Below are 13,001 nucleotides of genomic sequence, written 5' to 3' on the forward strand. Positions count from 1 at the left end.
ACTTTTTACGAGTTCGTCAATCATAATTGAGTTCATTCTAAAAAGGTGGAATACCGATTCCATCGCTCTCATTAGTATTTGTTTTTATGCATCAATTTTTTTTAGAAAAGCGATTGAATCGGTTTTTAGAGTAGACTCATAATTATTTTATTTTTTTGTTTGATATGATCCTTTCAGGAATTCAACTTATTAGTAGTGAATCTAATGCATAGAAAAGAATTATGTCTAAAATAAAATTTGAGAATATTAATACTCTCTTTCTGGATGTAGGGAATACCCTCATCTCTATTGATTTTGTTTGGATATGTACAGAACTAAGAAAACTGGAAATCCAGTGTGATGCAGGACAACTACAAAAGGCGGAAGCTTCAGCCCGTCCAGTGATTTCTAAACGAATTCAGGAATTTAAAGGTAGGAAAGGTTTAGAGGCTCATGTCTTATACCTGGAATTGATTTTTAGCAAACTACCGGAGAAAATGGTTCACGAAAAAATTCAAATAATCCAAATTGTAGAAAAACTTGTTCCGATTCTATACCCGGATGGAAATGTGCTCCGTCTTTGGTCCTACGTTTTGCCGGGAGTCCGGGAAGCTTTACAAAAATTAAAAGAGATGAATCTAAAAATAGTAGCGGTTAGCAATGGAGATGGGACAGTCGAAGCGCAATTAACAGATCAGAATCTTATTTCTTATTTTGACACTGTTATTGATTCCCACGCAGTTGGAGTTTCAAAACCTGATCCCAAAATATTTGAGTATGCTCTTCGAGTTTCCAGGACAGCTCCTGAACGTACATTATTTGTCGGCGATATCTATAGTGTTGATATAGTAGGAGCATGGTCGGCTGGTTTATCCGCTATTTTGCTTGATCCCTATGGTGATTGGCCTGATGTGGACTGTGAACGCATCACCGATTTATTATCACTTTGTAGCAAAATTGCAACTTCTAGATAGTTAAAGCGATTGAAAGTGGATTATTAAATAACCACTTCCTCCCTGACGAATTGTTCGAGGGCAAACCTTGGACAAATATTATTGTGAATAAAATCAATTAAACTGGTTGCAACACTTCGAACACGTTTTTCTATTTTTTCATCAAGGCAATTGCCATCTTCATCAAAAACAGATCTCACATTTGCAACTGAAACCGGGCCAGGCAACACAATAGCACCCACATGTGAACAAACGCTTCTCAATTGTTCCAGGGATTTTATGGCGCCAATTTGACCTGCGGCTACACCTAATAAAGCTACTGGTTTAGTCGCTAATGAGGACGGAAATCCTAAGTTCTCAATGATAAGTTTGACGGTGGCGCTAAAGCTACCATGATATTCCGGTGTTGAAATCACAATCCCTGTTGCATTCAATATCATTTCCCTGATTCGATCACTGTCAAATGAATTATTCGATTGTCCTGGCAATGCTAAATTGAGTTTAGAGGGATCTATTATATCCAACTCAATGTCTTTATTTTTTTTAATCTCATCTTGCACCAATGCCAATGCTTTGCCTGTGTAATTACCAGGTCTTACTGTTCCTAAGATTGTGGCAATTTTTATCATTTGGGACTCCTCTTTTTAAATGGGCATGAGAAATAATTAAAAGACTTAATTGATTATGGAGAATGACAATTAAAATTTCAAGTTTTTAAATCTTTTTGGATAGAAATTTACAGAATCATGTAATTCTAATAAATGTAACTAGCGTGGATAATTCATGAATCATGCTTTTAAGCTTAAATCTTCCAATTATGTCATCCCGTCGAGCAGGCTGTTGCAGAATAGGCAAAAAGCCTGGAATTGTCATCCTGGACGGAGCGAAGCGGATTGAAGGGATCTTGTTTGAAACTCGTTATAACTCTCGTATAGTCAAGTTATTAAGGGCTGTACCAGCAAGATTCTTCTCCCGGCCAGGCGGGATCAGAATGACATTTCAGATGATATTGCGCATTCTGGAACAGCCTGCGTGACGGGATCTATTTCCATACATATGAAAAAGCTGAATGTTAAGCATAAATAATTGTGAAAAAGCTCTTTTCTCGAATATAACAGTGATAAGGTTTATGAATAGGTCAGGCTAATGAAAAAATTTGAACCTGAAGGAAATTTGAAATTATTGGTTGGTATTGGTTGTTAGTTAATTCTAATTTAAACTTTAAATCTGTAATCAAAATCAATTTAGCAATGCCTGCCAATTTGGAATTTTATCTATCATTTTAAGTTGTGTTAAACAATCCAAATTAATATTCACATTTTCATTAAGGTTATTCCCATTATTTTTTTTGTGAAACAAGCAATTTGCAACATGAACTGCCATTAAAGGAGAAAATTCACTGTGGGGTGCTAATTCAGGGGTATGGTGAAAAGTGACAGCTTCTACTACTGGATCTGGCAATCCCCAAATCCCTAATAATGCGCCGCCTACTTCCGCATGAGTGGTTCCAAATACTTTTTGCTCTGCTTCTGTAAATCCAATATTTTCTGAATTCATTAGTTCTAAAGTTGAAATATAATCATCACTTAGATTCGCTGCAAGGACTAGTTTTCCGCAGTCATGAAGCAATCCACCCAGAAGGGCGTGATCTGCGTCCGATTTATTAATCTGCTCTTTTATAGCAATTCTGTTTGCTAGTCTACCTATTTCCAGGCTATGGAAAATCACATCGTCGATTGATAAACCCAATATTTTTTTTGTATCAAACTGAGAGAAAGCATGAGCAGATAATACTAAGGAAGTGATTGTTTCTACGCCTAATAGAATAGTAGCGTCAGTAGGGGTTGCAACATGCCTGGGAAGACCAAAGTACGATGAATTAACTAATTTGAGAATTTTAGCAGTCATTCCAACATCCCGGGAAACAATTTCACCAACTTTCTTCACTGAGGAGTTGTCTGATTGCATCTCCTCAATTAATTCGGTATAAACTGCTGGAAGACTCGGTACAGTATCTATTTTAGCGATAATTTTTATTATAGATTTATTAGAAACCGCCTCGCGTAAAGTACAAGACCTTTTTATTGTTGATTTTAATAATTCAGTATCACAAGGTTTTGATAGATATTGGTGAGCTATTCCTACTAGATGCATAACAGTTTCAATATTCGATTGACCCGATAAAACTATGCGAATGCAATTTGGATGCTTTTCTCGAATTTTACTTAACAATTCGATTCCATCCATACCTGGCATTTGAAGGTCAGACACGATAACGTCAATATCAATGTCAGCCATCAAGTTTAATGCTTCCTCTCCACTAGATGCGAAGCTCATACTCCATACATTACGCATTCCGCGCAGCATACGTCTTAATCCCTGAAGAAGATCAATCTCATCATCAACAAAAAGAATTTGCTTTTCCATGATTGCATTTTCTTAATTAAAATTATATTAAACTATTATTTTGGTTATTAGTGAAACTCTGACAATAGTTTTAATATTAGAGGAGCTCTCGATTGCTAATTTTCCCCCGTGCAATTCGGTTAGACGTTTTGCTATTATGAGCCCCATGCCAGAACCTTGTTGCTCTAGGTTTTCACGCTCAAACTGCATATATGCGCCAATTTCATTAATTTGATTATTTTTAAAACCCACTCCGTAATCAGTTATTGAAAGGGTACAAAATTCATCCTGAACTGTGCTTTTCACTTCAACTGGAGTTCCATGGTTTGAGAACTTAAATGCATTATCCAGTAGTTCTCTTATAATTTTTATAAAATATTCTTCTGAGATGCAAATAGAACTATTTTCGATTTCTAAGTTTAAATCCTTCTCCCTTCCAAAATCTTTGGCTTTTTGTTTTGAGATATCTTTAAGGATCCCTCCAATTTCATAAGTATGAAATCTCTTAAGTGCTTCAATTTTCTCTTTATCAGAGCTGATTACCTCAATTTGAGCATAAATTAAATAATTTTCGATAAGTCTTCCCAATCTAATCGACGACTTACGGATGCCTTGGGTAAGTTCAATAATATCATTACTTTCTAACATATCAAAACAATCTATGATTAAATCGGTGTTGCATATGATTCCAGTTAAGGGGGTTCTTAATTCATGGGGCATTGTAAAAACAATATTTTTCCTTAACTGATTAAGTTTCTCTTCTGAATAATGATCAGTTGCTACCTTTTTTTTGAGTCTCGCGCTGATTGCAGAAGATAACTCAACGGCTGTGAATGGTTTAGTTAGAAAGTCATCCGCTCCTAAATCCATTCCCTGCCGGATATCGTTCTTTTCCCCTTTACCGGTTAAAAATATAAATGGAACAATTGCTGTTTTTGGATCTTCACGCAATTTACTTAGAACAGTGTATCCATCCATCTCCGGCATCATAATGTCGCATACAATTAAATCGGGTGGTTGTATTTGAGAAATGAATTCTATTGCTTGATTACCACTGTTAAAGAAATTCATCTCCCATTTATCATTTTTTCTACGAAGGTTACGCCTCAATCCTTCAAGAACGTTTGGTTCATCATCAATAAATATTATTCGCTTTTTTCCCATTGTCTTCTTTTGTTATTCTTCAACTTCTAAAATTGGAAGGCGGATTATGAATGTTGTCCCTTTACCCATTTCTGTTTCGAAAATTAGACTACCTGAGTGTTTCTGAGTTATCACGGAATGAGCAATTGCAAGACCCTGGCCGGTACCTTTCCCAATTTCTTTAGTCGTGAAAAATGGATTAAATATCTTATCTCTTATTTCCTCTGGTATTCCAACTCCAGAATCACTAATACGAACCTCTGCCCAATTGTCTACATGATGAGTGGATATTTTTATTATACCATTTTCAGGATTTCGGTTGTCCCTACCATCGGAAATTGCATGAACTGCATTGATGATTAAATTCAAAATAACTTGATTAAATTCTCCAGCTACGCAAGGAACCAATGGCAGATTGGGATCAAAGTCCGTAATAATATCTGCTACATATTTCCACTCACCTCCGGCAACTGTAACCGTACTTGCAATCGATTTATTTATATCAATATTTACTTTATCTCCATTGTCAGGATAAGAAAAATCTTTCATAGCACGTACGATTTTTGAGATCCGTTCAATACCGGCCAAAGTTTGTTTTAGAGCTTTGGGTATTTCCTCATATAGATAATCTGCCTCTATTTCTTCAAGTTCTACCTCTATTTTTTTTACTAGTTCTTTTTGAACGTTATCATCTCTCGTTGCATCCAAAAGATTTTCATAACTATTTTGTAGTAATCTTAAGTCTTCAAAAGCATCCCTCAAAAAGATTGTATTGTCTCCAACAAACTGCATAGGTGTATTTATCTCATGCGCTATACCAGCAGCTAACTGACCAATAGATTCTAACTTTTGCGCTTGTATCAGTTGACTTTCTAATTCTCTACGTTTTGTGATTTCAGCGCCAAAAAGAAGAATACCATAGATTTTACCAGACTCGTTGATTATGGGATTGATAGTTATACCAAGAAAGCCGCCAGTTCCATCAGGCTTGGTGTAGTGAATATCATCTAAATGATAGGTTTGTTTTGAATTATGACACATTTTAATTTGTTCTTCGGCAGCGTTCCAATCCCATTCAATTTGGCATTGTAACAATGATCGACCCACTACTTCATTTTTATCGAGCTCGAAAATTTTGGATGCGAAATCGTTCCATCTTGTTATTCTATGATCCATATCTAATTCTATCAACATGCATGGGATTGAAGCCAAAAGTTGTTCATTCTCGGTCTGGTAAGATAGAACCTCTTTTTCTAATTTTAATGGTCTATCCTGTAAATTATTTGTCTGCTTTGTAATTTTTATGCGAGCGATCAATTCGCTAGCTTGAAAAGGTTTTGTTATGAAATCATTCATTCCGGAGCACAAAGGTGATATGTTTGGGACGGATCCTTTGTCAGTTACAAAAATTATTGTTGTCCCATTACTATTAACTTTTCTTACTTGAGTACTGAGATTGATTCCATTTGTACTTAAGAATGGTAAATCTAGTATGGCCAGTTTTGGGCTATTTTTTTGTTGAAGTTCTTTCCAAGAAAGGTTGCCATTTTTTATAATAGGATCATGACCAATGTCTTGAACCGTTTGTTTAATAATTGACAAAGAATTTGGATCTGAGTCAGAAATTAATACTTGCATGATTCCACACCGTTAGATTTCCCTAAAATCATTGGAGGTTGTCTTCCATATTAAAAAGTTAGATCTTATTATTTAACCTAAATTACATATAACATCGGTTCAATAAATGGATGACTTTAGCTTTTTAGGATATTAATATCCTGTACCAAAAATCCTCAATTTTTTCTATATATGTATATTATATTTTAAGATTTTTAATTAATTTGCCGATTTTTTAATATGGCTAATTTTTACGTTTTGTTTTCTAAGAGAACGAAAGGATTATGATGGATCCCATCTCCAATCCGGAATTTAAAGGTTCTAATAAAGCAATTAAAATATTAATAGCTGACGATGAACCAACAATTTTGCGAATGTTGGAAATTTATTTCGCAAAAAAAGGGTACGATATTGTTTTAGCGCGAAATGGGTTAGAAGCCTGGGAAGAGTTGCAAAAACCTGATCCTCCTCAATTAATGGTTATTGATTGGATGATGCCAAAATTGGATGGCTTAAAGCTAACTCGGCGAATTCGCACATCTAACTTGGCTCACTATGTTTACATAATCATGGTCACTGCAAAAGGGGAGAAACAGGATCTTCTTGAAGCTATTGACCTGGGTGTAGATGATTATTTAACAAAACCTTTTAATTATAGCGAGTTACATGCCAGAGTGCGTGCCGGAGAACGAATCACAAACCTGGAGCGGACACTTGCTCATAAGAACAAAGAGCTGGAAGAAAAGAACATTCGTTTTATTACCGAAGCTAATAATCGGATGAAAAAAGATCTGGAAGCTGCTGCTAAGATCCAAGAAGCGCTTTTGCCAAAAAACATTCCTGAAGTTGAAGGGATTAAATTTGGTTGGCAATTTAAACCCTGCACAGAATTAGCGGGTGATATTCTAAATTTATATTGGCTGGATAGTAAACACATCGGTCTTTTTGTATTAGATGTTAGTGGTCATGGCGTAGCTTCTGCATTAAAATCTGTTACTCTAAGCTATCTTTTGTCTCCTGTTCAAAATCAATCATCTATTCTAAGAAGGAAAATCAAAGGGTCCTCAACCTTTCAAATTAATTCTCCTGCTAAAGTATTGCATCAATTAAATCAACAATTTCCAGTCGATATGGAAACCGGTCAATTTTTTACTGTCATTTATGGAATTCTAAATATTGAGACTTACGAATTTATATTTTCCTCAGCTGGTCATCCTGACCCTATTTTAATCCGGAATTCAAGTAATCCAACCATTTTAAAGTCGTCAAATTTTCCTATAGGATTTACGGAAGAGGTTGCTTACAATGATTACAAAGTTTGTCTAAAACCAGGGGATCGGCTTTATTTGTACTCAGACGGCATTACAGAGGCTAAAGAATCCAATAGTGAGGAGTTTGGCCTTACTCGTTTTGTCCAGTTCCTAAACGAAAACCGCAAAATGAGTTTTGAAGATTCTCTACCCAAGTTACTGAAGGAAGTTACAACTTGGCATGGAAATTCAAGTTTAGATGACGATGCGTCTCTATTGGCATTAGAAATTACCGGTATAATAAAATCGAACGAAATCCCTAAAGAAAATAAACATCAACATCTATTAGAGTTGAAAAACTAGGAGAAATTATGGATATATCTATTTCAAAATCAGAATCTGAGGTGCAAGTAAAAATATCCGGGCCAATAAATGAATCTGACGGAGAAAATCTTAAGAATACATTTAATAATGCACTGAATGAATCAGGGAAGAATGTGGTCGTGGACTTGACCTACGTACCTACAATAACTAGTTCTGGAATCAGTAAAATTTTGGTTCTTCTACATCAGCTCAAAAAACAAAACCGTGAATTAGCTGTAGCGGGTATACATATTAATTTACATTCATTGTTCAGTTCAATAAATTTGGACAAGCTAATTAAGATCCGCAACATTTGAGAGCTTTATTAATTATATTTTGTAGTTAATTGAAAAAGTTAAGACATTAACTTATTTGAATACAAGCACTTATAAAATATGAAAAATATCATGAGATGCTCTGAATTATTTTTAAATGAACCCACAAAATTACTAAAAAACATTCTTGTAATTAGTGCAAACGGATTAAAAAGAAGTGTCCTTCTTAATAAAACTCTAAAGTCGAATGGTTGCCATATTGAGAACATTAAGAGTTGTAAGGATGCGATCTATCATCTAGAAACAACTCGAGATGTGAATCTTGTTTTATATGATCCTAAGACACAAGATTTGGATTGTGTGGAATTCCTTAAAATAATTAGATCGATTAATCCGGAACTGGAAGTTATTCTGATTGATTCTGCTTCAAATTATGATTCGAATTTAGGAGGTAGTATTTCCAATGCTATTCATTTTCTGGAACCGCCTTTCAACGATTCAAAGTTGGAGGAACTTCTATTTAAAATAGACAAATTAGAGAATCAAAAAGAGGTAAGTATTGAGTCAGAACCTTTGGTCAATCACCTAACGATAGATTTTTCAGTACGTTCCCGTAATTTCCACTTAGACACAATAAATCTGAAATTAGAAGATTTATTACGGAAATATACAAAAATGAATTATTTAGAAATTCAAAATGTACTGCTTGCTTTTCAGGAAACTGTTCAAAATGCCCAGGAGCATGGTAACCTCGCTTTAAAATCCGAATGGAAAGAAGAATTTATAGTTAAAGATAATTGCACAATGTTTGAAAAAGCTATGCAGGAAAGATTGAATGATGCATTATATGCAGATCGGCAAATTAATATCCAAGTGACAATAGATCAATCTTTCGTTCAGTTTTCGGTTGAAGATGAGGGTTCGGGAGTAGCTTCATTTGACATCGATGATGAGAAGGTGGGGGCAATCCATGGACTAGGTTTGAAAATGATAAAAAACCTTATGGATGAAGTTAGATTTAATCAACGAGGCAATAGAGTAACAATTCGTAAATATTTTTATACATAAATCGTTTGGAAAAAATTGCACAAAAACAGATTCAAAAATAATAATTAAATGGATGCTATCAACAAGTTCTGTGCGGAATCAAGCCAGGGTAGCTCTACACTAGCAAATCGTCTAAAGGACATGGTCTCTAAATATATAGAGGAATTGCTTTCCAGAAGATCAGATTTGCAAGATATTGAGTTTCGATCAAAAGAGTTATCGACACTATCTTCTATTTCTGCAAAAAGAATATCCGGGGAAGGGATCCTAGCGGCGTTAGATGGTACTTGGAGTATTTTAAATTCTATCTGTATTCATTATATGCTTACGCAGAGAAAAAAAGAAGAAAATTTAAAACTTTTGGTGAAAATTACTGAGTACCTTTCTGATTTCTCCATTTCATTAGAAGGATTCAACAATATTGTTAAAATGCTAAAAATGCTCGGTACTTTCACAAAAGTAGAAGGCACCAGACTAAATATTGAAAATAACGGCTTTGAAAAGATCGCAGAAGACGTGGAAAAATTAGCAGATCAGATTAAATTGAAATATCCGGAAATGCAGTCCCAATCTGAAGAAATAACAGAGCATATTGAGAAAACCCTTGATAGATTGTACGATTCTGTTGATAAACAAAATGTTAGATTAGATGGAATGCTTGAAACTGCTCAAAAAGATCTGGAATCTGTTATTAATAGTCAAGATACAAGAATTAAGTTTGCAAAATACATTTCAGAATTGACAAAGAAAATTCATAAATCAACAACAAAAGTTCTAAGCTTTGTTGAGTTAGATAATTCCTGTATTCAGAAAACAAATACTTTAGTTTCTTCTTTGCAGGAAATGTCGAAGCAATTTATTGAATTACCACTTTATGGTGACGATCCGGTCAAATTTTCCAATGAAGTCCAACATGCCATTAGTCAATGTGAATTGCAGTCAAATGAGTTAATAAACATTTGGAATAATAAACGACATTCAAATGATCAAGTCGCCATTGCCTTTTTTGAGATAAGGGATTTTCTAAAAGAGGACAATCAATTGCAAGAATCCTTGAATGCTAGTTTTGAATCTGAAACATTATTCTTGATGGAAGTCGAAAAAGAATTACAGGAAATTGCTGAATTTGCCTTTGAAAATGACAAAGTAGATCAGGAAATATCTGCTACCTTATCTTCGTTAGCAAAAAAAGCAGCTAATCTTTCATCTTACATTGGTTCAATTAATGAAATTGGTTCAAGTTTAGAACTAATTGGTGTGAATGCACAGATAAAAGCAGCAGGTGCTGGAGAGCAAGGAAGGGCAATTGGGGTACTTGCCGAAGAAATTCACAAACTCTCATTGGATGCTCATCATCTAACGAATATAGTTTTTATAAAATTGGATGAAGTTATCTCTTTTGGAAAGAAATTAATATCTGAGAATAACTCAGGTTCTATTTCTCATAACTCTGAGATTGAGAATCAAATAAAGTTAATGCGGTCAAAAATGAAATCACTTATTGAGATTAATCAAAATGTGGATTCATTGCTAGATCGATTGAAATCAGAAGAAGAAATTCTCTTTGACGATATTAAGAATACAAATGAAAGATTGGGGAACAGCATAATTCATGAAAATGTAATCGAAGATATCCAGAAGTTTTTAAAAATAATAGCTATACAAACTCCTTCAATCATTTCAAATCGAGAGATTTCTATCACATAGTATTATTCACATGTACTCTGTTTTTGTTACAAAATAGAGTTGTGGGTAAAAACCTCTTAATCTTAGCGATTTTAAGAATAACTTGCCATTCCATGTTAATCTGAAAATATTTAAGTGACAATGTTCTTGGAAATTTAAGTTATTTTATGTATATTCATTAATAAATTAAATTAGGAATTTAAATGCCATCTGTACAACCAACCAAAGTTCTCTATATCGGAAATGACAAGGCATTTCTAAGCTCTGTTTCTCAAATATTACAATTTCATCAAAACAATTATAAAATAGAGAAAGTTAGCAGCCTTAAAGAGATCAAAAATTCTCTTGATCAAAATAATTATCATGTATTTCTTTTTGATGCGGACCTAATCAAAACCAATGGCAATCAATTCTATAATAATATATTAGATTTTGCCAAAAAGATACCCGTTGTTTTTATTGTAGACGAAAAACAAGAACAGATAGCAGGGGATGCAGTAAAGAATGGAATATTTGATTATATAGTGAAAGTTGAAGGAGCCATAACTGCAATTCCTTTTACCTTAGATCGAGCAAAAGAACAGAATATTTCAACAGAAAATATTGCATTTGATTTTCAAGTTGAATCTACTTTATCTCATATAACCTCTTTTTTTGAAATTAACGAAAGTGGTCGCTTTATTTCCTTTGATGACAATCTACAGAATATCTTGGGGCTTTCGTCTAGTGAATTCTACAAAACCTATCTGATGGATTTTATTGACGATGAAGATCGAGAAAGATTCTACCAATGGCATTCATCAATAAAAGCCCGTCAAGATACATTTATGATTGACACGGAAGTTATTCATAAAACAAGAGGTATTATTCCGGTTGAACTGCAATTAACACCCTATACAAGACCGGAAGCTCTCTTCTCAGGTTTTCGTGGTTATTTTAAAGTATTGACGAAAGATGAATCACAAGCAATAGAAAGACAAGTAACCGATATAAAACCTCTATTCCATGAGCTGTATCAATTAAATAATTACTTTCGCAAAAATTTAATTCAGCTATTTTATATGAAATTGGCTGAAATTCCCAAAAGAAATTTTAAGTTCGGGTACGCATCTTTATTTTTGTATCATACAACTAAGCACCAATATCAAAATGAAATAGAAATTGGTACTAAGTTTCACGGAGATAAAACTGATATTCGTTCGGATTTTTTCACAGTAAAGGAAGTACAAAAATTATTTCCACAATCGGAATTTGTGCGATTTGTCCATCAAAGCGTGCTGAATGAAACAGAACGTAAGCCTGGTGTTGAATTATTTCAACCCAAACTATGGAAAGAAGGGGAAAATTGGGAAATAGGGGATCGACTTTTCATAAATTTGCGAACTTCCGATGAAAATTGCCTAGGCTTCATTATTCTGGAAAATCCAGAATCAGGAAAAACACCATCTGTCCAAATTTTGGAACGAGCGGAAATATTATCCAATTACATTTCCGGCCTATATGAATTTCAAACACGCTTTTCAAAATTGGAAACTAAGCATAAACATTTTAAGCAAATCTTTGCAATTTTGGAAACTTTTTGTATTGATTTGCCTTTGGAAAATCTACTTCGGGAAATCGTTTGGACCATTAAACTTTCGTTGGGTTTTAATTTTCCCATTCTTGCTATTTTCAGTAAATCCACTCGACGATTAAATTTAAAATCATTTGCATTGGAGAATAAAGAAAAGGCAAGAATTTTGAGTAGGCTGCATTTTTCTATCGAAGAGATTATTCCGCTTTTGAAACAAAAATATCGAATTTCACATTCATATCTTGTGCAAGAACGTAATAATCCCATGAATATTATTAAAAGGATTTATGGAACGCCTATTACATCCGTTAACGATCCGCATATGTGGCATTATGAAGATATTCTGCTTGTCCCAATTACAACACGGAAAAAGAAGATTATCGGATTTTTTATATTGGATGACCCAGCCAATAAACTAAGACCCTATACAGAATTAGTTCAAATTCTTGAAAAAATCGCTCGGTTAGTTGCGGTGACTATAGAAAACAAATTGATATATGCAAAAATCAAAAACGATTATCAAAGATTACAATTGCTGTATCGCAGTCGAAAGAATTCAAACGGAAATAAAACACGTTCAGGCAGAATAAAAGAAGTTTTGAAAAGAATGAATTTGTCTTAATATCCTCAAAAACGATTCAATTCCGCAACCTACCATAAATTAACTACAAAATTACTTGCCATATCTGCTTAATTATTTTTATAGTTA

General features: G+C 34.0%; 10 protein-coding genes. 6 read left to right on the forward strand and 4 right to left on the reverse strand.

Translation table 11 applies throughout. From position 1 onward, the window contains the following. Window positions 1-221: 221 nt before the first annotated feature. The gene (locus tag IIC38_07155; protein ID MCH8125721.1) at window positions 222-953 is read left to right on the forward strand and encodes an HAD-IA family hydrolase; all 732 of its coding nucleotides are present in this window, start codon (window positions 222-224) and stop codon (window positions 951-953) included. Between the two features lie 23 nt (window positions 954-976). Here the strand turns inward: IIC38_07155 and IIC38_07160 are convergent, their stop codons facing one another. From IIC38_07160 to IIC38_07175, 4 genes are all read right to left on the reverse strand, one after another. Beyond that, window positions 977-1,561, reverse strand: coding sequence for an NAD(P)H-dependent oxidoreductase (locus tag IIC38_07160; GenBank protein MCH8125722.1), 585 nt, complete (start codon window positions 1,559-1,561; stop codon window positions 977-979). Between the two features lie 610 nt (window positions 1,562-2,171). Further along, window positions 2,172-3,359: an HDOD domain-containing protein gene (locus tag IIC38_07165; GenBank protein ID MCH8125723.1), complete on the reverse strand. Its 1,188-nt coding sequence runs from the start codon at window positions 3,357-3,359 to the stop codon at window positions 2,172-2,174. Window positions 3,360-3,386: 27 nt separating this feature from the next. Then, window positions 3,387-4,502: a response regulator gene (locus tag IIC38_07170; GenBank protein MCH8125724.1), complete on the reverse strand. Its 1,116-nt coding sequence runs from the start codon at window positions 4,500-4,502 to the stop codon at window positions 3,387-3,389. A gap of 12 nt (window positions 4,503-4,514) precedes the next feature. Beyond that, the gene (locus IIC38_07175; GenBank protein MCH8125725.1) at window positions 4,515-6,119 is read right to left on the reverse strand and encodes a response regulator; all 1,605 of its coding nucleotides are present in this window, start codon (window positions 6,117-6,119) and stop codon (window positions 4,515-4,517) included. Window positions 6,120-6,382: 263 nt separating this feature from the next. Here IIC38_07175 and IIC38_07180 point away from each other — a divergent pair, with 263 nt between their 5' ends. The 5 genes from IIC38_07180 (at window position 6,383) to IIC38_07200 (ending at window position 12,914) form a co-directional block, all read left to right on the forward strand. Next, window positions 6,383-7,711, forward strand: coding sequence for a SpoIIE family protein phosphatase (locus IIC38_07180; protein ID MCH8125726.1), 1,329 nt, complete (start codon window positions 6,383-6,385; stop codon window positions 7,709-7,711). A gap of 8 nt (window positions 7,712-7,719) precedes the next feature. Further along, the gene (locus tag IIC38_07185) at window positions 7,720-8,028 is read left to right on the forward strand and encodes an STAS domain-containing protein (GenBank protein MCH8125727.1); all 309 of its coding nucleotides are present in this window, start codon (window positions 7,720-7,722) and stop codon (window positions 8,026-8,028) included. A gap of 90 nt (window positions 8,029-8,118) precedes the next feature. Continuing rightward, entirely contained in the window at window positions 8,119-9,054 is a 936-nt protein-coding gene (locus IIC38_07190; GenBank protein ID MCH8125728.1) for an ATP-binding protein, read from the forward strand. 48 nt (window positions 9,055-9,102) lie between these two features. Continuing rightward, window positions 9,103-10,740, forward strand: a complete 1,638-nt coding sequence (locus IIC38_07195; protein MCH8125729.1) for a methyl-accepting chemotaxis protein — start codon at window positions 9,103-9,105, stop codon at window positions 10,738-10,740. A 182-nt stretch (window positions 10,741-10,922) separates the two neighbouring features. Continuing rightward, window positions 10,923-12,914: a response regulator gene (locus IIC38_07200; GenBank protein MCH8125730.1), complete on the forward strand. Its 1,992-nt coding sequence runs from the start codon at window positions 10,923-10,925 to the stop codon at window positions 12,912-12,914. Window positions 12,915-13,001 lie beyond the last annotated feature (87 nt).

The organism is candidate division KSB1 bacterium (assembly GCA_022566355.1).
Taxonomy (GTDB): domain Bacteria; phylum Zhuqueibacterota; class JdFR-76; order JdFR-76; family DREG01; genus JADFJB01.

What these genes read in the sequence shown, in the direction of transcription:
- IIC38_07155 (MCH8125721.1), top strand. Translation starts at nt 222, where the DNA reads ATGTCTAAAATAAAATTTGAGAATATTAATACTCTCTTTCTGGATGTA.
- IIC38_07160 (MCH8125722.1), bottom strand. Translation starts at nt 1,561, where the DNA reads ATGATAAAAATTGCCACAATCTTAGGAACAGTAAGACCTGGTAATTAC.
- IIC38_07165 (MCH8125723.1), bottom strand. Translation starts at nt 3,359, where the DNA reads ATGGAAAAGCAAATTCTTTTTGTTGATGATGAGATTGATCTTCTTCAG.
- IIC38_07170 (MCH8125724.1), bottom strand. Translation starts at nt 4,502, where the DNA reads ATGGGAAAAAAGCGAATAATATTTATTGATGATGAACCAAACGTTCTT.
- IIC38_07175 (MCH8125725.1), bottom strand. Translation starts at nt 6,119, where the DNA reads ATGCAAGTATTAATTTCTGACTCAGATCCAAATTCTTTGTCAATTATT.
- IIC38_07180 (MCH8125726.1), top strand. Translation starts at nt 6,383, where the DNA reads ATGATGGATCCCATCTCCAATCCGGAATTTAAAGGTTCTAATAAAGCA.
- IIC38_07185 (MCH8125727.1), top strand. Translation starts at nt 7,720, where the DNA reads ATGGATATATCTATTTCAAAATCAGAATCTGAGGTGCAAGTAAAAATA.
- IIC38_07190 (MCH8125728.1), top strand. Translation starts at nt 8,119, where the DNA reads ATGAGATGCTCTGAATTATTTTTAAATGAACCCACAAAATTACTAAAA.
- IIC38_07195 (MCH8125729.1), top strand. Translation starts at nt 9,103, where the DNA reads ATGGATGCTATCAACAAGTTCTGTGCGGAATCAAGCCAGGGTAGCTCT.
- IIC38_07200 (MCH8125730.1), top strand. Translation starts at nt 10,923, where the DNA reads ATGCCATCTGTACAACCAACCAAAGTTCTCTATATCGGAAATGACAAG.